Here is a 21,990-nt window from a genome sequence, read left to right as displayed (position 1 = left end):
ATTCACTCAGTATAAACTAAATATAGACAACAGCTTTGCGAACTTAGCGTTTTTAAAAACTAAGAATAACAAAAAAACTTGCGCCTTTACGGTTAAAAAAATAGAATAATGAACAAAATATATAATCCAAAACCCGAAACGTGGTCAACCCTCTTAGAAAGACCCACTAAAACAGTAGATGATATAGAAGCTACTGTAAAAGAAATTTTTAAAGAAGTACAAAAAAAAGGCGACGAAGCCATTACCAAATACACTTCTCTTTTTGATGGAGTAGCAGTAGCTAATCTTGAAGTTAGTCCAGAAGAAATCAATGAGGCGATTGCATCAATTCCTCAAGAATTACAAGACGCTATTCAATTGGCAAAATCCAATATTGAGAAATTCCATACGGCTCAAAAAACCACTCGTGTAAGCGTAGAAACCACCCAAGGTGTTGCTTGCTGGCAAGAAAAACGCCCGATTCAAAAGATTGGGTTGTACATTCCGGGTGGAACAGCTCCTTTGTTTTCGACCGTTTTAATGTTGGCTGTTCCAGCGAATATTGCAGGTTGTAAAGAAATTGTGTTGTGTTCGCCTCCAGACAAAAAAGGAAAAATCAATCCAGCCATTTTGTATGCCGCACAATTGTGTGGGGTGACCAAAATTTTGAAGGTGGGTGGCATTCAAGCTATTGCAGGATTGACTTTTGGTACAGCTGCAATTCCGAAAGTTTATAAAATTTTCGGACCAGGAAATCAATTTGTAACGGTAGCAAAACAATTAGCTACCCAATTTGGAGTCGCTATCGATATGCCTGCGGGACCTTCAGAATTGTTAATTGTAGCTGATGATACAGCCGTTCCAGCCTTTGTAACTTCGGATTTGTTGTCGCAAGCGGAACACGGTACCGACAGTCAAGTGATTTTAGTTTCGACTTCAAAAGACTTAATTGATGCGGTTGAAACTGAAATCCAAACGCAATTGGAAGTACTGCCAAGAAAAGCCATTGCAACAAAAGCCATTGAAAACTCTAAATTGATTTATGTAGAAAATGACCAGATTGCTTTAGACTTGATTGACGAATATGGACCTGAACATTTCATTATTTGCGCTAAAAACGAAGATTTTTATGTAAATAACATTGGTAATGCTGGGTCGGTTTTTATTGGAAATTACACGCCCGAAAGTGCGGGAGATTATGCTTCTGGAACCAATCACACTCTGCCAACTAATGGTTATGCTAAAAATTATAGTGGTGTTAATTTGGATAGTTTCTTAAAATCGATGACGTTTCAAAAAATTACAGCTGAGGGCATTCAAAACATTGGTCCTGCAATTGAACTAATGGCAGAGGCTGAAGGATTGCAAGCCCATAAAAATGCGGTAACACTTAGACTACAGTCTTGCGAAGTTTCTAAAACCTCGTAGGTCTATATTTTAGATTGCTATTTGTTAACTAAAACCTACAAGGTTTTTGAAACCTTGCAGAAATAAAAAACTTATTATGAATACTTTTGATATAAACACCATAACTAGAGAAAACGTCAAGGAAATGAAACCTTATTCTTCGGCACGTGATGAATTTGAAGATTTTGACACTGCTCAAATGATTTTCTTGGATGCGAATGAAAATCCGTTTGAAAATGGAGTAAATCGCTATCCAGACCCACAGCAACAATCGGTAAAATCGATTTTAGGGCAAAATAAAGGATTGCAAAAGAAACAAATCCTACTTGGAAACGGTAGCGACGAGGTGCTGGATTTATTGTTTAGAGGATTTTGTGAGCCAAAAATCGATAACATTATCACATTGCCACCAACCTACGGAATGTACAGTGTTTTGGCGAATTTGAATGATGTAACCAACAAAGAAGTGTTGTTGACCAATGAATTCCAGCCGAATGTAGAAGCCATTTTGGAAGCGGTGGATGCCAATACCAAAATCATTTTTCTGTGTTCACCGAATAACCCAACAGGCAACTCGTTTTCGGATGAAAGCGTAGTGTATTTGTTGAATAATTTCAACGGATTAGTGGTTATTGATGAAGCCTATATTGACTTTTCTACAAAAGCCAGTTGGGTGAACGAATTGGACGCATATCCTAACTTGGTCATTACACAAACCTTGTCCAAAGCTTACGGATTGGCAGGTATCCGATTGGGAATTTGCTATGCCTCAGAAGCTATTATTGGGGTGTTGAATAAAATTAAACCTCCTTATAATGTTAATGAATTAACGCAGCAAAGAGCAATTGAACGTTTGCAACAACCTGCTAAAATTGATTTAGAAATTGATTCTATTATTGCGCAAAGAGAACTTTTACTTAAAGCATTACTTAAAGTTAATTTTGTTGAAGTTGTCTACCCAACAGAAGCGAATTTTGTCTTGATTAAAGTAGACGATGCGAACAAAAGATACAATCAGTTAATCGCCAAAGGCATCGTGATTCGGAACCGAACTACGCAACCCCTTTGCGACAATTGTTTGCGATTGACGATTGGTACAGCAATAGAAAATAAGAAATTGATAGAAGCACTAACTCTGTCAGGGTTTTAAACCCTGACAGAGTTCTAAATAAAATAAAACAAGATGAAAAAAGTACTTTTTATAGACCGTGACGGAACATTAGTTTTAGAACCAGAAGGGTATCAGTTGGACAGTTTGAGTAAATTAGAATTTTACCCTAAAGCGTTTCAATATATGGCAAAAATCGCCAAGGAATTGGACTATGAATTAGCGATGGTTACCAATCAGGATGGTTTGGGAACCGCTAGTTTTCCTGAAGATACGTTTTGGCCTACTCAAAATTTTATTCTGAGAGCTTTTGAAAACGAGGGCGTTTTGTTTGATAATATTTTTGTCGACCGTTCGTTTCCAGAAGACAATGCGCCAACGCGCAAGCCTAGAACGGGAATGTTGACCAAGTATATCGACAATCCTAAGTATGATTTGGCGAATTCTTTTGTACTTGGCGACCGCTTGACCGATGTGGAATTGGCTAAAAATCTAGGAGCCAAAGCCATTTTCTTGAAGCAAGAAGAAGGGTTGGGAGCAGCAGAATTGTCTAGTAAAAAAGAAGAATTAGACGCCGTAATTGCCTTGCAAACTACCGATTGGAAAGCAATTTATGAGTTTTTGAAATTAGAAGCTCGTTCAGCTAGTATTGCCAGAAAAACGAACGAAACCGATATCAACATTCAGCTGAACTTGGATGGAACAGGAAAAAGCAAAATCGATACTGGAATTGCTTTTTTTGACCATATGCTGGACCAAATTGCGCGTCACGGGCAAATGGATTTAGAGATTTCGGTCAAAGGCGATTTGGAAGTAGACGAGCATCACACTATCGAAGATACCGCCATTGCTTTGGGAGAAGTTTTTGCCAAAGCTTTAGGTAATAAATTAGGGATTGAACGCTATGGTTTTTGTTTGCCAATGGACGATTGTCTTTCACAAGTGGCGATTGATTTTGGTGGAAGAAATTGGTTAGTTTGGGAAGCTGAATTCAAGCGTGAAATGGTAGGTAAAATGCCAACCGAGATGTTTTATCACTTCTTTAAATCCTTTTCAGACGGAGCAAAAGCGAACATTAACATCAAAGCGGAAGGCACCAATGAACACCACAAAATCGAAGCTATTTTTAAGGCTTTCGCCAAAGCTATAAAAGTAGCCGTGAAACGCGATACAGAGAAAATGATTTTACCAAGTACGAAGGGAATGTTGTAAAATCCCCCTAACCCCCGAAGGGGGAATTACAAAGTTTGAAATTAAAAATTATGGAAAAAAATAAAACACAATCTACTTCAACTCCCCCTTCGGGGGCTGGGGGGATAGTTATTATAAATTACGGCGCAGGAAACATTCAAAGCATTATGTTTGCCATAGAACGATTGGGATACAAAGCAGTTTTGAGCAACAATCCTGAGGAAATTAAAGCAGCAGATAAAGTCATTTTTCCCGGTGTGGGCGAAGCGAGTTATGCAATGAAAATGCTTAAAGAAAGCGGACTGGACTCGTTGATTCCAAACTTAAAACAACCCGTTTTGGGCATTTGTTTGGGGATGCAATTGATGTGTCAATCCTCTGAAGAAGGCAACACAAAAGGTTTGGGGATTTTTGATGTGGATGTAGTGAAATTTTCTTCCAAAGTGAAAGTGCCACAAATGGGTTGGAATACTATTTACAATCTAAAATCGGATTTGTTCAAAGGGATTGCCGAGAATGCGTATATGTATTTGGTACACAGTTTTTATGCGCCACTTTGCAAAGAAGCCATTGCTACCACAAACTATGAATTAGAATATTCATCGGCTTTAGAGAAAGACAATTTCTTCGGAACACAATTTCATCCTGAAAAGAGCGGTGATGTTGGCGAGCAAATTTTAAACAACTTTCTAGCCCTTCAACCTGCCGTGGCGGGAACTCTCGAATGATTATAATTCAAAACATAAATTAACAATAAATCCTATTTACCCCTAATAGGAATTCCCCCTTCTGGGGGCTAGGGGGCTACTATGAGAATAATACCCGCAATAGATATCATCGAAGGAAAATGTGTGCGTTTGTCCAAAGGTGACTACGATACTAAAATTATTTATAATGAAAATCCACTGGAAGTCGCTAAATCATTCGAGGCACACGGAATTGAGTATTTGCATTTAGTAGATTTGGATGGAGCCAAATCGAGCCAAATTGTAAACTATAAAATATTGGAACAAATAGCGACTAAAACGAAATTGAAGATTGATTTTGGTGGTGGTTTGAAATCCGATGCCGATTTGAAAATTGCTTTTGAAAGTGGTGCCAACCAAATAACGGGAGGAAGCATAGCCGTAAAAAATCGAGCCATTTTTGAGAAATGGATTGCTGAATACGGTTCGGATAAAATCATTTTGGGAGCAGATGCCAACAATGAAAAAGTGGCTGTTTCTGGCTGGCTGGAGGATTCGAATGAAGACTTGATTCCATTTATTCAAGATTATCAATGCAAAGGTATTCAGTACGTGATTTGCACCGATATCGCGAAAGATGGAATGTTAGAAGGCCCTAGTTTTGATTTGTACCAAAAAATATTGAAACAATGTAATGTCATATCGAGCATGTCACCTCGAGCGAAGTCGAGAGGCGAGATAAAATTGATTGCTTCTGGAGGGATTTCCACCTTCGATGAATTGCCTAAATTAGCTGAACTAGGTTGTGAAGGAACCATCATAGGAAAAGCGATTTATGAAGGAAGAATCAGGCTGAAACAATTAGAAAAATTCATTTTAAGTTCATAGTTGATAGTTAATGGTTTGTAGTTGAAATATTGAACCATTAACCCAAAACAACAAACAATAAACAACGTTATGCTTACAAAAAGAATAATACCTTGCTTAGATATTAAAAACGGACGAACCGTAAAAGGGGTGAATTTTGTCGATTTACGCGATGCGGGTGACCCAGTAGAATTGGCCAAAATCTATTCACAAGAAGGGGCAGATGAATTGGTGTTTTTGGACATTTCGGCTACTGAGGAGCGACGCAGCACCTTGATTGACTTGGTGCGAAAAGTGGCGGCTACTATCAATATTCCCTTTACTGTTGGTGGTGGTATTTCGTCTGTTGAAGATGTGGAAGTATTGCTGCAAAATGGTGCTGATAAAGTGTCTATCAATTCTTCGGCAGTAAAAAATCCGCAACTGATTAATGATTTGGCACAGAAATTTGGTAGTCAATGTGTAGTGGTAGCCATCGATGCGAAACAAATAGAAGGCGAATGGATGGTGCATTTGGTAGGAGGGAAGGTGCCAACTGAAATCCGCTTGTTCGATTGGGCGAAAGAAGTAGAACAACGCGGTGCGGGGGAAATACTCTTTACTTCTATGAATCACGATGGAACCAAAAATGGTTTTGCCAACGAAGCTTTAGCTCAACTATCCCAATTGGTTAATATTCCGATTATTGCTTCAGGAGGCGCAGGAAACATTCAGCATTTTGTGGATACCTTTATTGACGGAAAAGCTGATGCGGCTTTGGCAGCTAGTGTCTTTCATTTCAAAGAAATAGAAATTAAGACTCTAAAAAAAGAACTTAAAAATAATACTATAGAAGTCAGAATTTAGTCTTACTACTTAATTCTCAATACTTAATACTAAAAAAAAATGAATGTAGATATTAAAAGTGCTCACGGATTAATTCCAGCGATTATTCAGGATGCTGAAACAAAAAATGTTTTGATGTTGGGCTATATGAACGAAGAATCGCTTCAAAAAACCATAGATACTCAAAAAGTAACCTTCTTTAGCCGTTCCAAACAGCGATTGTGGACCAAAGGAGAAGAAAGTGGTAATTTTTTAGAATTGGTTTCCATTAAAAATGATTGCGATGGTGACACCTTATTGATTCAAGCAAAACCAGTTGGGCCTACTTGTCATACTGGTGCTGATACCTGTTGGCAAGAAGCGAATTCCGCAAGCTATGGTTTTATCTCACAATTGGAGTCGACCATTAAAACACGTCGCGAAAATGCCGATTCTGAGAAGAGTTATGTGGCTTCATTATTTGAAAAAGGCATCAACAAAATTGCTCAAAAAGTAGGAGAGGAAGCAGTTGAAGTGGTTATTGAAGCCAAAGATGATAACGATGACTTGTTCTTGAGTGAAAGTGCCGATTTACTTTTTCATTATTTGATTTTATTGCAAGCCAAAGGGTTTCAATTGAATGATGTAGTGGAAGTGTTGAAGGGGAGACAGAAGTAGAGATTGGTTTGTTGTCACTGGATAAAGTCCAGCCTTACAAAATGTATCGAGTCTACGACTCTTTGAATAGAGGTTAAAGTTCCATAGGAACGAAATATTTTGTAGCGACGGATTTTAATCCGTTGCTATAAAAGGTATTAATCATTGTAATCCTCACAAAAACAAAACCTTCTTTCCTTATAGCCCCGGGAGTAGCCTACCGTCTGGACACATCTTTTGATAGGCCACAGATGACACAGATTGAACGGGTTTAAACCAATAAGTTTGTTGTCTTTTAAAAAAAAGTGTTGAAAAAACATTAAGTTTTATAAATAATATTTTTAACATACAACCAAAAACCGGGGATAATTTGCCTAATCTGCGTGCCATTTTAACATAAAAATATTTGTGTCCAGACGGTAGGGGAGTAGCGGCATCCTTTTGTAGTGATGGGGTCTAAATCCATTACTACAAAAGATATAGCGAATCACGGGACGATGCTGGCTGAAATGCCTATTTTTTCTGCTCCAAATAAAATTTATGTAAGGAATTCTTGTTTCTTTTTTACTGCAAATCTAAAAAAGTATGTAGTTTTGAAAAAAACTAAACCCGATGAAAAAAATAGCTATCCTTCTATTGATGACTTCGATTTCGGTCAGTAAAGCCCAAGGATTATTGAATAAAAATGAAACCACTTTTACCCGACAAGACAGTCTTAGAGGTAGCGTTACCAAAGAGCGTGCTTGGTGGGATTTGAAATACTATCACTTAGCCATCAAAGTAAATCCTTCGGATAGTACTATTTCGGGGTCGAATACGATTCGCTATCAGGTGCTTCAGGAAAATTCGGTGTTGCAAATTGACTTGCAAAATCCGATGGCCATTACCAATGTCACTCAAGACGGTAAACAGTTGACCTACAAGCGAGAGGGAAATGTTTATTTTATCACTTTAACGGCTCCTCAAAAAGTTGGAACGACAAAAGAAATTGTGGTATTTTATGGTGGAAAGCCAAAAGTAGCTGTTAATCCGCCTTGGGATGGAGGGATTACTTGGAAAAAAGATAAAAACGGAAATCCATTTATCGCCTCGTCTTGTCAAGGATTGGGTGCTAGTGTTTGGTGGCCTTGTAAGGACCATATGTATGACGAAGTCGAAGAGGGAATGCGCATCAGTGTGAATGTACCTGGCAATTTGACGGATGTTTCTAACGGGCGTTTGCAAAGCGTACAAAAGGAAAAAGACGGTACTAAAACCTTTCATTGGGTGGTTAAAAATCCAATCAATAATTATGGGGTGAACATTAATATTGGCGATTATGTTTCTTTTTCTGAGAAATACAAAGGAGAAAAAGGCGACTTGGATTGTACGTATTATGTATTGCGTGATGATTTGGACAAAGCCAAAAAACAGTTTCAAGATGTACCCAAAATGTTGAAGGCTTTTGAGCATTGGTTTGGTCCTTATCCATTTTATGAAGACAGCTACAAATTGGTGCAGGCTCCGTATTTGGGGATGGAACACCAAAGTAGCGTAACCTATGGCAATAAATTTCTGAACGGTTATTTAGGACGTGATTTGAGTGGCACGGGTTGGGGAATGAAGTTTGATTTTATCATCATTCACGAGTCGGGGCACGAGTGGTTTGCGAACAATATTACTTATAAAGACATCGCCGATATGTGGATTCACGAAAGCTTTACCAATTATTCGGAGAGTTTGTTTTTGGAGTATTACTTTGGTAAAGAAGCGGGCTACACTTACGTTCGTGGAATTCGAAAAAACATCGAAAATGACAAACCGATTATTGGAGTTTATAATGTAAACAATGAAGGTTCTGGAGATATGTACTACAAAGGCGCCAATATGCTGCATACTTTGCGACAAGTGGTAAACAATGACGAAAAATGGCGTGAAATCTTGCGCGGTTTGAATGCTACTTTTTACCATCAAACAGTGGCGACACAGCAAATTGAAAGTTATTTGAGTGAAAAAATTGGAAGAGATTTGACCCCTGTTTTTAACCAATATTTGCGTGATACGCGCATTCCGACGTTAGAGTATTTCTTTAAAAACAATCAATTAGGGTATCGTTGGGCGAATAGTGTGGCCAATTTCAATCTCCCTGTAAAAGTGTTTTTAAATGGTACCGCACAAATTTTGGAACCTAATAACGAATGGAAAATGTTGCCTTTGGGTACAACAGAAAAATCAACACTTGAAGTGGATAACAACTATTATGTAGGCAGCTACAATATAACGGAGTAGTTCCCCAAGAATGAAAAATAAAAAAGCTTTCTGAAGTCTAGTACTAGTTCAGAAAGCTTTTTTTATTGTCGTTCAGTAATGTAACCCGTTGGGTAAAATTGTTTTTTACCACACTTAGATTCCAATGTCATTAAGTAAGGAATTACTCTTTTTATTTTCACGCAGATTTCGCAGATTTTCACAGAAAAATCAGTTAATATCAGTTGAATCTGCGCGCTATTTTTCTCTTTCCTCTTAACTTAACGACATTGATTTAGATCCCTCAGTGCAGGCTAGAAGTATAGAATTTTTATTTTTTTTTGAGAAATATATTCACCTAGTGCGGCTATGTGAGAAATAGTGCTATTTCTGTTTTTTCTATGTTGATTAGCTTTACTCTATGAATCTCCTATGTGGTTAATTCTTTCCTATTTGTATTTCAATCAACGGATTAAAGTATTATTTATGAAGTAGGTTGGCAATTTTCGAGTAAACAAAGAGTGCCATAGGTCGAAGTACTAAATACAGTGCGCTGCAAAGGAGTACTAAAATACTTCCAATAAGAATTGGAAGTACACCTCCAAAAGTAAAGGTCATCCCAATTGCAAAACCAAGTAAACATTCTGCACGATAAACGGGCAAGAAAAAACCAAGTACCAACAAGCCAATAAGCATATAAAAAGGCACCTCTTGATTGCCCAGCGTAAAGAATACCGAAAGTACCATCCCAAAAAGCAAAGCACCTACAAAATAAGCCACAAAACTGTTTGGTACACCACTACTCGTTGATTCTTTCTCTATTCGCACTTGGGCGCGGTACAGCAAGAACCAAGTTAACAAAGGAAGCAAAATACCGCCCCACCAATTCGAAAATGAGGGCAAGTCCTTGTTTTGCAAAAGATGATGACTGGGCACGCCTCCGTGAAAATAATCCCAAAGCAAAAGCGCCCAAATGAACACTGTTACGAGAATAGTACAATAAATACGTTTTTTGAAAAATGATGATTGATGCACGGTCTTACTATTTAATGGAGGTAGATAAAATCATTACCCATTAGTAGTAAAAACATTCCAAAAGTTACATTTTAGCTAGAATAATTCATTTATTCATGAAATATAAATTCTAGGAATAGAACATTTTAAAAACTTATATTAAAAAAAACTATTGGTGATCGTATACATTTATTTTACATCCAAATAGGTTTGTATTCCAATACTGTTGGTGTTTCTATATAAAAAAGCTCACCTTGAAAGTCTATGTTTATTTTGTCGGTATTTACAATTCTAATAGCATCGTCTTTTTCTATGGCTTGATTATTTGCAAAACCTTTTCCATTTAGTACATAAAAAGTATAACTCATACTGTCGTTTAATGGAAAGTCAATTTTAGTTTGGGTATCAAAAGTTAGTTTTTTGATGGTTAAATTTGGTGTCAAGGTTTTTGCTGTACTTTCTTTTCCAACGTAAGTTAAGATTGATATTCCGTTTTCTTCTTTGGGTTGAAAGTTTTTACCATGATAATCTGTATAACTTGGTTCTAACTTTATCGCTTCATAAAAATTGGGGTCAAACCATATTTGAAAGGCTCTTGTTCCTTTAGCGATCCTTTCTTGGTGTTTTATGCCACTGTTAGATTGAATAATCTGAAAATCTCCAGCATTTAAGGAAGTCCAAGTTTGAGTTGCAGTATCATAGTGTTCATTTGATCCTTCAAAAATAAAAGTCATTATTTCAAATCCTTCGTGGGGATGTAACCCAAATTCACAAGGTTCAGTTACATAACCATTGCTCCAATAAAAAAGATTTGAATAAGGTTTTGTTTGCTCGTTTCCATTAAAAACGGGTTTGTTAGCGAAAAATCGTCCACCAAAGATTACGTCATTAAATTGCTCTGATTTTTTTATTATTTGTATCATTTTATTTTTTTTATAAGAAACAAAAACAGCCTTGTTTTGGAAACAAGACTATTTTTGAATAAGGTTGAAATGTTTTTATTTTCCTAATTTAGAAACTACTTCTTGCAAATTGATTTGCATTACTTTTTGTCCGTCTGGTGTACTGAAATCTTGGAATAATTCTGTAACAGTTGCATTGGCAGATAACACTTTTGCTCCAATTTGTCTGAAATAATCAAAAGAGGTTTCATCCGCTAATTTGCTCATACTTCCACTTGCATCGGCTACTACAATTACATTATATCCTAATTCAATAGCTGTGGTAACAGTATGTAATAAGCAAATATCAGTAGTAAGACCACAAATGATAAGGTTTTTTCTGTTCAAATTTTTTACAGCTGCTTTAAAATTTGGATCGATAAAACAGTTTAATGTGCCACCTCTTTTAATTCTATTAGCAAATTGTTTTGGTGCAGTTTGTTGAATTCCTTCCCAAGTCAAACCTACTTGTTCTTCCATGGTTGTGGTAACAAGTAAAGGAACATTTACTTCAGCTCCAATTCTAGAAAGCATTCTTAAATTGTTCTCTACATTCTTTTTGTCTTGGCTGTAAATCCAATCCATCGTCATCTTTTGATGATCAACCAATAAGATGGCAGCATTTTGAGGTGTAAATTGATTCGTTTTTTTCAAGTTTGCTTGTGAATAAACATTAGCTGAAAATATAGCTGCTGCTAATACTAGTGCAATTTGATACATTCTTTTTGACATTCTTTTTAAAATTTTATAGTTAATAATGATGCAAATTTATTTAAATTTGCTTACTAAAATATACTTGTTACCTATTGGTAAGTAGTTACAATAAAGTAAGTGAATTGATAATCAAATAGATATGAGCAATAAAGAACAGCTTTGTCAGTATAAATTGATGGCTTCTCGAGATACTTTGGAAGTTATTCAGGGTAAATGGCGTATTCCTATAATCATTTCTTTAACTTATGGGAATAAACGATTTGGAGAAATTCAAAGAGATATTGCAGATATTTCCCCTAAAATGTTATCGCAAGAATTAAAATCCTTAGAGATGAATAAGATAATCAAGCGCACATTACATGACACCATGCCTGTTACTACAGAATATTCTCTTACTCCATTAGGACTATCAATGAATAATTTGCTAGATGAGATGTTGAAATGGGGTATTCATTTTCGAAACGAAGTGGTGGGAAAAAAGTAAATAGTAACAATACTTTTCCTTACATTCCCTAAACCCAACAGAAAACTTAGTCAAACCAATCGGGCAAATTAGCTAACGTTATACAGTTATTAAACAAATCAATACTAGGCTTCGGAAATCTAAAATTCAAATTGTATTTTTGAAAACAAAGAAAAGTCAGTTATGAAAATTGTTATATCGCCAGCCAAGTCCTTAAATTTCGAGAAAGAATTACCCGTTGAAACCTTTACGCAGCCTGCTTTTTTAAAGCAATCCAAAATCGTGCACGCCGAATTGCAACTCAAAACGCCCAAAGAACTAGCTAGTCTGATGTCGATTTCGGATAAACTAGCCGACTTGAATTGGCAGCGCAACAAAGATTGGAAAACCCCATTCAAACCTAGCAATGCTCGCCCTGCGGTGTACGCTTTCGATGGCGATGTCTACACTGGTCTAGATGCTTACACGCTTTCCGAAGACCAATTGCCCTTGTTACAAGACCGCTTGCGCATCCTTTCGGGCTTGTATGGCTTGCTCAGACCCTTAGATTTGATTCAGCCGTACCGCTTAGAAATGGGAACCAAAATGCCCGTAGGCGAGAGCCAAAACTTATACCAATTCTGGAAAACTACCCTGACTGAAGCGTTGAACAAGGAACTCAAAAAAGACGAACTGTTTGTCAATTTGGCGAGCAACGAATATTTCTCTGCCGTAGATGCGAAGACGCTCAAAGTACCCGTAATCACGCCCGAGTTCAAAGACTACAAAGACGGAAAACTAAAAATGATTAGTTTTTTTGCCAAAAAAGCCCGCGGAATGATGGTGCGCTACATCATCGACACCCAAGCCGAAACCATCGACGACCTAAAAGGCTTCAATTACGACGGCTATGCCTTTGATGCCAATTTATCCAAAGGCAACCAACTCGTTTTTACCCGATAACCTATTTTTTAAAATAATTAGGGCGTGACCCCATCCACCCAAAGGGGCGAATAGCAAACGTGTTATTCACCCCTTTGTCTGGCTGCGGTCGGGCTATACATACTACTTCGGTAGTTTATTCCTATCCCTCACGCGGGCAATCACGAGAGTTAAAGGAAAAACAGTAAAGAATATTTCAGAAAATTTTTATGTTTTTTGTAAGGAAAAGGATATATTTGGGAGAAGAAAAAGTTAGGCTACAGTCAGACCTATGTTCAAATTATGCACAATGCTAAAAAAAACAACCTATCTATCGATATTTCTCTTTAGTTTATTAAGTTTTGGTCAAAAAATCAAAACAATAATTGAATTTAAAAGCGAAAAAGATAGTTTAATAAAAGTACGCAAAACCACATTTGATAATTCAGGAAACTTGATAAAAGAAGTAATTTTTGGAGAATTTGATGATATTTTAAAAACATATAGAAATATTAATCACCTTGTTGAATATAAGAACGGAAAAAGAGTTTTTGAATATGACTGTGAAGAATTTGTTTCAAAAGATACTTGTATAATCCGTTCATTTTCAAATTATAAATATGACCCAAAAACAGGAATCGAAACCCAAACTAAATATGAGTCTGATTCTTTAATTCGTTTTATTCGAGAAATCAAAATGAAAAAAGGCATTGCAATTTCTAAAACGAATTCTTGGGAGTTTTTTCCTGTCAAATTTCCAGATTATGAAAACTCTACTGTTTTAACGGACACAACTTATTTTGATAAAAAGAATAGAATTATCAAACGAATAAGTTTCAGTAATCAATTCAAAAAACCAATTATTGAAAACTATAAGTATTCAAAAAAAGGTTATACCTACCAAATTATGGGAAGTGGAAATGATAAAACGATTAACATAGTTCATTCGGAAATACAAAAAATAATTGATGAAAATAATTTAAATTTTCGTTACGAAAGTTATGAGAAGTATAAATACAAAATTGAATATTATTGAAAAAAAAAACACTGTTTATAAAACACGCTACAAACGATTTTGGCTATTGATTTAATGGGCAATTGTTTTTGTGTTTGGTAGTTTAGTAATTACCGAAAAAAAGATTTTAATTTACTCTCTAACCGACTATTATGGAAAAAAAAAAAAATAGTTGCTAGTTTCCAAAACTCGGATTAAAAATGGAAATAGTATTAGAAAAATGTTTGGATTTTAAACAGTTTCAAAATTTGATTATTTTGACTTTTATAACTTTAATGGTGTTTTTTGGCATGCTTAACTCAGTTGATGATGAATCTTATTACATTATTGAATGGATTTTGTTCTTTTTGATTGTAATTTTCATTGCAATTTTATTCCTTAAGAAAGGTTTGATAATCTACAATGAAAAACTTTACGAAGCTGTTTTTTTATTCGGTTTTGTATTGTGGAAAAAGCTTATTGAAACCTCAAATTTTAAACAACTTATTTTGTCAAGTGGAAAACGTTCAACAAACTATGCTTATTCAAATGCTAGTATAGATTTTCATCATTGGGAACCAGATTTAAACCATTCAGAAACTTGTTTTTCAATAGTTATGATTGATGAAAAACAGCTTAATAAAAAAAAGATATTGTTGTTGACAAAAGCTGAAAAAGTAAAACTTGCAATTGATTTCATTTCTAAGAATACAAATTTAAAGTATTGATTAAATCAGCAAATAAAAGTTACTACAACGCATTTCGACAATTGGACTAATAGAAAGTTGGTTTTGTATTTGCTAGATTTGGCAAATCAGGAAACAAGATATAATTTAGTTCCAAACCCAGTACAAATAAACGCAATACTATAATCTCAACAATAATGAAAAAATATACCACCCTACTTTTAATGCTATTTTTCACTACAATAGCAATCGCTCAAGGTTCCATTGAAGCCCACAAAAAACAGTTTCAAAATTTGGTACAAGAATCGTTTGACGAAATTTGGTCAAAACTAGAAGCTAAAAACATTGAGAAATTTTATACCAAAGATTTCTTGCTTTTGGAACACGGCGAAGTCTGGAATAACGATACCATTGCGAAGTATTTGAATAAAGGCAAACTCAAATTACCCATTCCAAAACGAGTAAACAAAATTGAAATCATTGATGTCAAAGTCAATAACAAAACCGCTTGGGTGGCTTATCACAACTACGCAACCATTTCCATTGACGATAAAATCATTCGAAAAGTACATTGGCTAGAAAGCGCCACAGCCATTTTAACCGACAAAGGTTGGAAGTTTGATATGCTGCACTCCACTAGAGTAAAAAGTGAATAAATAGATACAACCAAAAAGCCGATTTCAGTACTAGAAATCGGCTTTTTCGTTAATGCATTGCATCGGCGGGATTGATGTTGCTTTTTCCTTTTTTGACCAAAAGAATGAAAGGAATACAAAACAAGAACAAATACCCCAAATACAAAAATATATCCGAAAAAGTAAGTACCGCGGCTTGTTGTGTTACCATCATTTCGAGGGTTTTATATGCTTTAGACAAGGCTTCATTCATGGCATAGCCTTTAGACATAAATCCCATTTGTAATTGATGAACTCTTTGTTGAACTTCAAAAGAGGTGTTGTCGAGATAACCAATCAAATTTACCCGATGTTCTTGATTGATTCTAGCGATATAAGTAGTGATGATAGCGATTCCAAATGAACCTCCCAATTGACGCATCATTCCAGTAAAGGCCGCTCCTTCGCCGATATGTTTGCCGGAAAGCGTAGAGAGAGAAAGCGTTGTGATAGGCACAAACAACAGTCCTAAACCTATTCCTCGCAAGATTAAAGGCCAGTACATATGCTCGACACCCGAATCAGGTGTAATCACCAAATGCATCCAATACGTAAAAACAAAAAAGATAAAAAATCCCGCAGCAACTAAATACGCTTGTGGCACTCCTTTTTGAATCATTTTGCCAATAAAAGGCATCATCACTCCAGTAGTAATCGAACTCGGAATCAGTAATAATCCGGCATCTGTGGCACTCCATCCCAAAATGGATTGAGTGTAAATGGGAATAATGAACGTAGAGCCATACAATCCAAAACCAAGGATAAAACACATAACGGTACCAATGCGTAAATTAGAATCTTTCAGCACTCGTAGATTTACAATCGGGTGTTCGTAAGTGAGTTCTCGCCAAATGAAAAACAACAAACCAAAGAACGAAACAATGCTCAACGTCACGATTACCGAATTATTGAACCAATCGTCTTGTTGTCCGTGTTCCAACACAAATTGAAGCGATCCAATAAATGCAGTTAGGAACACAATGCCCCACCAATCGACTTGGTTGGCTTTTAATTTTGCGCCGTATTTTGGACTTTTGATAAACGAAAGCGTCAGTAATGTAGCGATGATCCCAATCGGAATATTGATATAGAAGATATACGGCCATGAAAAACGGTCCACAATATACCCTCCCAAAGGCGGACCTAGGGTTGGCCCAACAATAACACCCATCCCGTAAATAGCCTGTGCCATACCTCGTTTGGCCAAAGGGTAACTTTCGGTCACAATGGTTTGTGCAGTAACTAGTAGTGCTCCGCCACCGAGTCCTTGTATGAAACGAAAAGCCACCAATTCCCATATATTGGTTGCATTTCCACACAAAAAGGAGGAAACGGTAAAGATGATAATAGATACCGCAAAATAATTGCGTCGACCAAATTGTTGCGACAACCAACTTGTCATCGGTATGATAATAACATTGGCAATGGCATAGGCTGTAATTACCCAAGCTACATCTGTAAGCGTTGCTCCCAAACTACCACGCATGTTATTCAGTGCTACATTGACAATCGTGGTATCTACCACTTCAAGCATAGCGCAAAGGACACAAGTAATCGTAATAATTACTCTTCTAAAACCATATTCTATTAAATCGTCAGCTTCTGATTGTACCATTTTTTTTAGTGATTAGTCCCTAGTGAATAGTTCTTAGTCCTTAGTAATTAGTGAATAGTCCTTAGTGAATAGTGCGTGGCGAAAAGTCCTTAATAGTCTGCCTGCTAACAGCTATTTATTTCAAATGGACATCAACTTCGACATTCATGCCAGGACGCAAAAGTTTGATTTTATTAGCATCATTGGTTTTATCTAAACTAATTTTCACAGGCAAACGTTGAATGGTTTTTACAAAGTTTCCAGTAGCATTATCCGGAGGTAACAAAGAGAATCTAGAACCTGTTGCAGGAGAAAATGAAGTAATTAGCCCTACAAATTCATAGTCAGGATAAGCGTCAACTTTCATCGTTACTTTTTGACCAATCACCATTTTGTTCAATTGTGTTTCTTTGAAATTCGCTACAACCCACGCTTCATCATTATTTATTATATAAAACAAGGATTGCCCAGCTTGAACCAATTGTCCTGGTTGAATGTCTATTTTAGATACTTGCCCATCGATGGCAGCAGTAACTACGGTATAAGTTAAATTAAGTTTGGCAGCATCTAAAACGGCTTGTGCTCTTTTGATATTGGCAGCTGCTACTTCAGTTTGTTTGTCTGAAACTTTTGATTTGGCTTCAATCACCGATTTTTGAAAAGAACTGGCGCGCTGTTGTTGTTGTAATACTCTCAATTGACTTTCAGCTTCTTGTTTGGTAGCCAATGCTTGTTCGTATTGTTGTTTGGTAATTGTATGATTCTTGTATAAGTTTTCATAACGAGCAAAATCACTAGTGACTCTTCCTAGTCTAATTTTTGCCGATTCGATGTTGCCACCTGCAGAAAGTACATTAGCTTCAGAAACTGAAATACTTGCTAAAGCACTTCCAATATCCGCTTTGGCTACTTCAAAACCTCCTTCAGCACCTATCAATGCCGCTTTGGCCTCTTCAATTTTTACTTCAAAATCTTTTTTGTCTATCGTAAACAAAGTATCACCTTTTTTTACAAAATCATTATCTTTTACATATACTTTACTGATATAACCTGCTACTCTGGGAATAATAGGTGTCATGTTTTTCTCTATTTGAGCATCGTCTGTTTCCTCATGTGATAATGCATGGTTGTATTTGTAAATACCATAAATACTGCCTAATACAAGCAAAGACAGGGAGATAATTAGGAACTTTATATTTGTTTTTTTCTTTTCCATGGTACTGGTACTTATATTTTTGATGGGTTGAAGGTTTGGGTTAATTGGCCGGTTACGGATAGTAATTCGTAATATTTTTGAATGATATTGGCTTTTCCTAAGGCTTTGTTGATTTTGGCAGTTAGTTGGTCTACATCTGCTTCCAGTAAATCATTGGTGTTAGAGAGTCCATTATCGTATTTATCTTTTACGATTCGGTAGTTTTCAGAAGCTTGATCTACAGCTTCGGCATATACTATGTCTTGTTTGATGGCCAATTGATACTCTTCAATAGCTTTTTGTACCTGCACTTTGATGTAATCCGTTAAGATTGCTTCGGTATTTTGAACCTCTAAGGCTTTGCTTTCGGCTACTTTTACCAATACATCATTTTTGAGTAAGCTGGTTAAATCATATGAAATTCCAACCCCGATGTTCATCGCATTTTGGACTGTGACTACGTTGTGCAAATTTAATGCTGTGTATCCGCCTAAAATTGTAATAGAAGGGAAGTAAGCACTTCTAGAAATCCTTACATTATATTGGCTGGCTTTTCCTTGAAAACGTAGCGCTTCTAAATCTTTTCTGTTTTCTAAAGCTGGCGTCTCATCTGAAGGGACATTGTTCATTTGAAAATTTACAAAATCACTTTCTTTAATTTCAATTTGAGTATTGGCATTCAATTTCAAAAGATTGACCAAATAGAAGTTTACAATGTTCAAATTATTGGTTGCTTCGTCTATGGCTAATTGTATTTTGGACACTTGCAATTGTGATTTCAATAAATCATTGCGAGGAATAATGCCGTTTTTTTCTAAATCGATAAAATCAACTACACGTTGTTTGGCACGTTTTTGATTTTCCTTTAGGATTTCGATCGTCTTTTGCGCTTTGTACAAGCTGGCATAATGGTTAACGACTTTTAGCGCAATTTCTTCCTTAGATTGAACCGAGTTTGCTGTTTCTGCCAAGTATAAATAATCGTGTAAATCGATGTTGTTTTGAATTTTGAATCCTGCAAAAATGGGAAGACTTATAGTAGCCTGTCCTAATAGTAAACGATCCACAGGACCAGCTGCAAGTCCGCTTCCACCTGAACTGGATTTCATATCAATTTTGGCACTAGTTAGGTGCTGGTATTGACCTGAGAGTTTTAAATCAGGATATTGATTGTTTTTACTGGCTTGTAGCTCGTATTTTTTGGTAGCTACTTTTGAAGTAGCAAGGGATATTTCGTTACTCTTGGTCCAAGCCAATTGTACAGCATCTTCTAGCTTAAGATGTGTTTTTTCTTGAGCGCTTACCGTCGAAGTTCCCCAACACAAAATCCCAAAGACAAATAGTGGGCTAATTTTCATAAATCAAAAGGGCTTTAATTGTTTGTTGAATGTGCTTTGTCAAGTTGGTCTTGATGTAATTGTTATATAAAGTCTCCGTAGACAAGTTCAATAGATTTTCGAAGTAGGTTTTATTCATATGGAAATGAAAAAAGGTACCTAAAATCGTTGGTGTTATTAATGGGATAATGATATCTTTTCTAAATACACCTTTACGTTGGCCTTCTTCAATGATGGATTCTAAATATTTGAGATTGCCTTTTCTGAACTCTGTAAATGCCTGTAAATTTTGTTCTCTTTTTTTTGAAGAGAGTTCAAAATGTAAAATGCGATAGATTCCCTTGTTGTTATTGATGCGATTAATATAAATTTCAATCAATTTATTTACCTTTTCAATGGGTTCAAGGTCTTCTTCTAGTAAATGTTCGAGTTGGGTTTTGATATCTGTTGTTCGATAAACAATCAGCGACTGTAGTAATCGCTCTTTCGATCCAAAGTAATAGGATATCATAGCAACATTGATTTTTGCTACTTTAGAAATATCCCTAATGGAAGTGCCGTCAAATCCTTTTTCAGCAAAAAGAGTTTCTGCAACTTCAAGGATCTGGATTTGTTTTTCGGTAAATTCGGTTTTCAACACCTTGATTTTTTGTTAAACAAAATTAAACAACTGTTTAAATTAAACAATTGTTTAGTTTTTATTTAACATAGTATTAACAAAATAATAGAAATGAATCATTGTTGGCGAATCGGAATCCATATTTGTTCTTCCGAGTTAGGGTCTCCATTTTTGTATTTTTCGCCCAGTAGTTCAAAATGAGGACGATGATCCAAAATATACGAAGCCTTGGGTAGCCACTCCATAAAAATTTGATGAAAAATTGCTGTGTCCATTCCTTTGTGTTCAAAAAAGGCATAAAGCCCGGTGGGTAGGGTAAAGGGCTCCATATCTTCGGGGATATTTTCAAAAGCATTCACCGCTACAGTTGCCCATTTTTCGAAAGTCTTGGAAGGATTAAAATGTTCAAAATAATCCGGATTGTAGTTTTGAACCGAATAATAATCGTTGCCTATTCAGTTGGTAATGAGTTCTCGTCTTGGCATAAAACTTTGCCAAAGTGCTTGAGTTTGATTGTCGATTAACGACATGCTTCTTTTTTTAACCACTAATTGGGTTTCTGGTAAAGTAACAAGAGTTGGCTTTAGCATTGCTTTTCTTTTTTTAGACACACACTTGTAGCTACGCCTTCATAAGGAGGATAATTAGGGATGATTTTATACCCTAGTTTTTGATATAATGCAATGGCTACAGGATTGTTAGTGCCGGTTTCGAGTACATAACTGTTGTATTGCAGTTCGTTGGCCCATTGCTCAAGTTCTGCTATAATATGATGTGCTACTTGTTTGCCTCGGAAAGATGCTACTACAAACATTCTCTTGATTTCAAAACTGTTTTCGTCAAATGCTTTAAAAGCGCCACAACCGATGGCCTCATTTTCATGGTAAACTACGACCACGTGCTTAATATGATCTGTTTTATTGTATTGGGCATAAAAATCGTGATCTTCATCGTCTTTAGATCGCAGAAATTGATCCAGCAGTAGGACTAGCTTTTGAAAATCAGGATTGTTGGATGTGGTTCTTTTTAGTAGCATTTTGATGACTAGTTATCGAATGGATTCCACGAATGTTTTGATGTTGCTAGTTCCATTTTCCTTTAAATAGGTGATAAAGGCACTTCCAATAATGGCTCCTTTGGCAAATTGAGTAGCTTGTTGGAAAGTTTCGGCATTGTTGATTCCGAAGCCGATAACTTGAGGATTTTTCAAATTCATTTGAGCGATGCGTTGGAAATACGCTTCTTGTGTGTTTCCAAATCCTGCACTCGAACCTGTTACACTTGCCGAACTTACCATATAAATAAAACCATCCGAAACGCTGTCTATAAAATGGATGCGTTCGTCAGAAGTTTGCGGCGTGATTAAAAAGATGTTTTTTAAACCGTATTTTTCGAAAATAGCTTTGTATTCGTCAGCATATACATCTACAGGTAAATCAGGAATAATCAATCCATCGATTCCTATTTCGGCGCACGTAGCACAGAACTTTTCCACACCATACTGTAACATCGGATTAAAGTATCCCATAATCACTAAAGGAATGTTGACTGTTTTTCGAATGTCTTTTAATTGTTCAAACAATACTTGAGTGGTCATTCCGTTGTGCAAGGCTTGAGTGGAGCTCGCTTGAATAGTTGGGCCATCGGCCAAAGGATCGCTAAAAGGCAATCCGATTTCGATCATATCGACGCCATTTTTTTCTAAATCTTGAATGACTTGAACGGTATCGTTTAAGTTAGGATAGGCCGCTGAAAAATAGATGGACAATATTTTTTTATTTTCTTGTAATTTTTGATTGATTCGGTTCATAGTTTATTCTTTCTGTCTAAAATTCTATTTTTTTTGGTCTCAAATCTATTGTAAATGAGACATTTTAGTTAAGTTCAAAATTGTTATTACCACAGATTCGCAAATTATTTTTCTTCATTTGTTG

24 protein-coding genes are annotated in these 21,990 nt (G+C 36.1%); 13 read left to right on the top strand and 11 right to left on the bottom strand.

Annotated features, from left to right (window positions below):
- Positions 1-108: 108 nt before the first annotated feature.
- From hisD to O9307_RS04235, 8 genes are all read left to right on the top strand, one after another.
- Complete coding sequence (gene hisD / locus O9307_RS04270; protein ID WP_298295677.1) at positions 109-1,407, top strand: histidinol dehydrogenase; 1,299 nt, start codon at positions 109-111, stop codon at positions 1,405-1,407.
- A 76-nt stretch (positions 1,408-1,483) separates the two neighbouring features.
- Positions 1,484-2,536: a histidinol-phosphate transaminase gene (gene hisC, locus O9307_RS04265; RefSeq protein WP_298295675.1), complete on the top strand. Its 1,053-nt coding sequence runs from the start codon at positions 1,484-1,486 to the stop codon at positions 2,534-2,536.
- 33 nt (positions 2,537-2,569) lie between these two features.
- Entirely contained in the window at positions 2,570-3,706 is a 1,137-nt protein-coding gene (gene hisB, locus O9307_RS04260) for a bifunctional histidinol-phosphatase/imidazoleglycerol-phosphate dehydratase HisB (protein ID WP_298295673.1), read from the top strand.
- Positions 3,707-3,756: 50 nt separating this feature from the next.
- On the top strand, positions 3,757-4,413 hold the full coding sequence (gene hisH / locus O9307_RS04255) for an imidazole glycerol phosphate synthase subunit HisH (protein WP_298295671.1): 657 nt from the start codon (positions 3,757-3,759) through the stop codon (positions 4,411-4,413).
- An 81-nt stretch (positions 4,414-4,494) separates the two neighbouring features.
- Complete coding sequence (hisA, locus tag O9307_RS04250; RefSeq protein WP_298295669.1) at positions 4,495-5,259, top strand: 1-(5-phosphoribosyl)-5-[(5-phosphoribosylamino)methylideneamino]imidazole-4-carboxamide isomerase; 765 nt, start codon at positions 4,495-4,497, stop codon at positions 5,257-5,259.
- A 69-nt stretch (positions 5,260-5,328) separates the two neighbouring features.
- Positions 5,329-6,084: an imidazole glycerol phosphate synthase subunit HisF gene (hisF, locus tag O9307_RS04245; protein WP_298295667.1), complete on the top strand. Its 756-nt coding sequence runs from the start codon at positions 5,329-5,331 to the stop codon at positions 6,082-6,084.
- A 39-nt stretch (positions 6,085-6,123) separates the two neighbouring features.
- Positions 6,124-6,720: a bifunctional phosphoribosyl-AMP cyclohydrolase/phosphoribosyl-ATP diphosphatase HisIE gene (gene hisIE / locus O9307_RS04240; RefSeq protein ID WP_298295665.1), complete on the top strand. Its 597-nt coding sequence runs from the start codon at positions 6,124-6,126 to the stop codon at positions 6,718-6,720.
- Positions 6,721-7,311: 591 nt separating this feature from the next.
- The gene (locus O9307_RS04235) at positions 7,312-8,967 is read left to right on the top strand and encodes a M1 family metallopeptidase (RefSeq protein WP_298295663.1); all 1,656 of its coding nucleotides are present in this window, start codon (positions 7,312-7,314) and stop codon (positions 8,965-8,967) included.
- A gap of 438 nt (positions 8,968-9,405) precedes the next feature.
- On the opposite strand, the gene O9307_RS04230 is transcribed toward O9307_RS04235, so the two are convergent.
- The 3 genes from O9307_RS04230 to O9307_RS04220 form a co-directional block, all read right to left on the bottom strand.
- Positions 9,406-9,960: a hypothetical protein gene (locus O9307_RS04230; RefSeq protein WP_298295661.1), complete on the bottom strand. Its 555-nt coding sequence runs from the start codon at positions 9,958-9,960 to the stop codon at positions 9,406-9,408.
- A gap of 173 nt (positions 9,961-10,133) precedes the next feature.
- On the bottom strand, positions 10,134-10,862 hold the full coding sequence (locus tag O9307_RS04225) for a pirin family protein (protein ID WP_298295659.1): 729 nt from the start codon (positions 10,860-10,862) through the stop codon (positions 10,134-10,136).
- Between the two features lie 75 nt (positions 10,863-10,937).
- Positions 10,938-11,612 (bottom strand): isochorismatase family protein, encoded by a 675-nt coding sequence (locus O9307_RS04220; protein WP_298295657.1) that lies wholly within the window; start codon positions 11,610-11,612, stop codon positions 10,938-10,940.
- Positions 11,613-11,733: 121 nt separating this feature from the next.
- Between O9307_RS04220 and O9307_RS04215 the strand changes: the two genes are divergently transcribed.
- The 5 genes from O9307_RS04215 (at position 11,734) to O9307_RS04195 (ending at position 15,293) form a co-directional block, all read left to right on the top strand.
- The gene (locus tag O9307_RS04215) at positions 11,734-12,078 is read left to right on the top strand and encodes a helix-turn-helix domain-containing protein (protein ID WP_298295655.1); all 345 of its coding nucleotides are present in this window, start codon (positions 11,734-11,736) and stop codon (positions 12,076-12,078) included.
- A gap of 162 nt (positions 12,079-12,240) precedes the next feature.
- On the top strand, positions 12,241-12,999 hold the full coding sequence (yaaA, locus tag O9307_RS04210) for a peroxide stress protein YaaA (RefSeq protein ID WP_298295653.1): 759 nt from the start codon (positions 12,241-12,243) through the stop codon (positions 12,997-12,999).
- A gap of 268 nt (positions 13,000-13,267) precedes the next feature.
- On the top strand, positions 13,268-13,993 hold the full coding sequence (locus O9307_RS04205; protein ID WP_298295651.1) for a hypothetical protein: 726 nt from the start codon (positions 13,268-13,270) through the stop codon (positions 13,991-13,993).
- Between the two features lie 179 nt (positions 13,994-14,172).
- Positions 14,173-14,679, top strand: coding sequence for a hypothetical protein (locus O9307_RS04200; RefSeq protein WP_298295649.1), 507 nt, complete (start codon positions 14,173-14,175; stop codon positions 14,677-14,679).
- Positions 14,680-14,834: 155 nt separating this feature from the next.
- Entirely contained in the window at positions 14,835-15,293 is a 459-nt protein-coding gene (locus O9307_RS04195) for a DUF4440 domain-containing protein (RefSeq protein WP_298295647.1), read from the top strand.
- A 49-nt stretch (positions 15,294-15,342) separates the two neighbouring features.
- Here the strand turns inward: O9307_RS04195 and O9307_RS04190 are convergent, their stop codons facing one another.
- From O9307_RS04190 to trpA, 8 genes are all read right to left on the bottom strand, one after another.
- Positions 15,343-16,926: a DHA2 family efflux MFS transporter permease subunit gene (locus tag O9307_RS04190; protein ID WP_298295646.1), complete on the bottom strand. Its 1,584-nt coding sequence runs from the start codon at positions 16,924-16,926 to the stop codon at positions 15,343-15,345.
- A gap of 115 nt (positions 16,927-17,041) precedes the next feature.
- Positions 17,042-18,121 carry an HlyD family secretion protein gene (locus O9307_RS04185; protein WP_298295644.1) on the bottom strand — a complete coding sequence of 360 codons (1,080 nt, stop codon included), beginning with the start codon at positions 18,119-18,121 and terminating at the stop codon, positions 17,042-17,044.
- 11 nt (positions 18,122-18,132) lie between these two features.
- Positions 18,133-19,458, bottom strand: coding sequence for a TolC family protein (locus O9307_RS04180; protein ID WP_298295642.1), 1,326 nt, complete (start codon positions 19,456-19,458; stop codon positions 18,133-18,135).
- On the bottom strand, positions 19,448-20,074 hold the full coding sequence (locus O9307_RS04175; RefSeq protein ID WP_298295640.1) for a TetR family transcriptional regulator: 627 nt from the start codon (positions 20,072-20,074) through the stop codon (positions 19,448-19,450). The genes O9307_RS04180 and O9307_RS04175 overlap by 11 nt, the downstream gene beginning before the upstream one ends.
- Before the next feature lie 98 nt (positions 20,075-20,172).
- Positions 20,173-20,511, bottom strand: a complete 339-nt coding sequence (locus O9307_RS04170; protein WP_298295759.1) for a GyrI-like domain-containing protein — start codon at positions 20,509-20,511, stop codon at positions 20,173-20,175.
- Positions 20,512-20,646, bottom strand: a complete 135-nt coding sequence (locus O9307_RS04165) for a hypothetical protein (RefSeq protein ID WP_298295638.1) — start codon at positions 20,644-20,646, stop codon at positions 20,512-20,514. It lies immediately after the preceding gene.
- A complete protein-coding gene (locus tag O9307_RS04160; RefSeq protein ID WP_298295636.1) occupies positions 20,640-21,092 on the bottom strand; it encodes a GNAT family N-acetyltransferase in 453 nt (150 codons plus the stop codon). Before O9307_RS04160 ends, O9307_RS04165 begins: the two co-directional genes overlap by 7 nt.
- Positions 21,093-21,104: 12 nt before the next feature.
- Positions 21,105-21,866, bottom strand: coding sequence for a tryptophan synthase subunit alpha (gene trpA / locus O9307_RS04155; protein ID WP_298295634.1), 762 nt, complete (start codon positions 21,864-21,866; stop codon positions 21,105-21,107).
- Positions 21,867-21,990: the final 124 nt, after the last annotated feature.

The organism is Flavobacterium sp. (genome assembly GCF_027531905.1).
In the GTDB taxonomy this organism is placed as follows: domain Bacteria; phylum Bacteroidota; class Bacteroidia; order Flavobacteriales; family Flavobacteriaceae; genus Flavobacterium.
The sequence above is the reverse complement of the archived record's forward strand: the minus strand, read 5'-3'. Positions and strand labels throughout refer to the sequence as shown.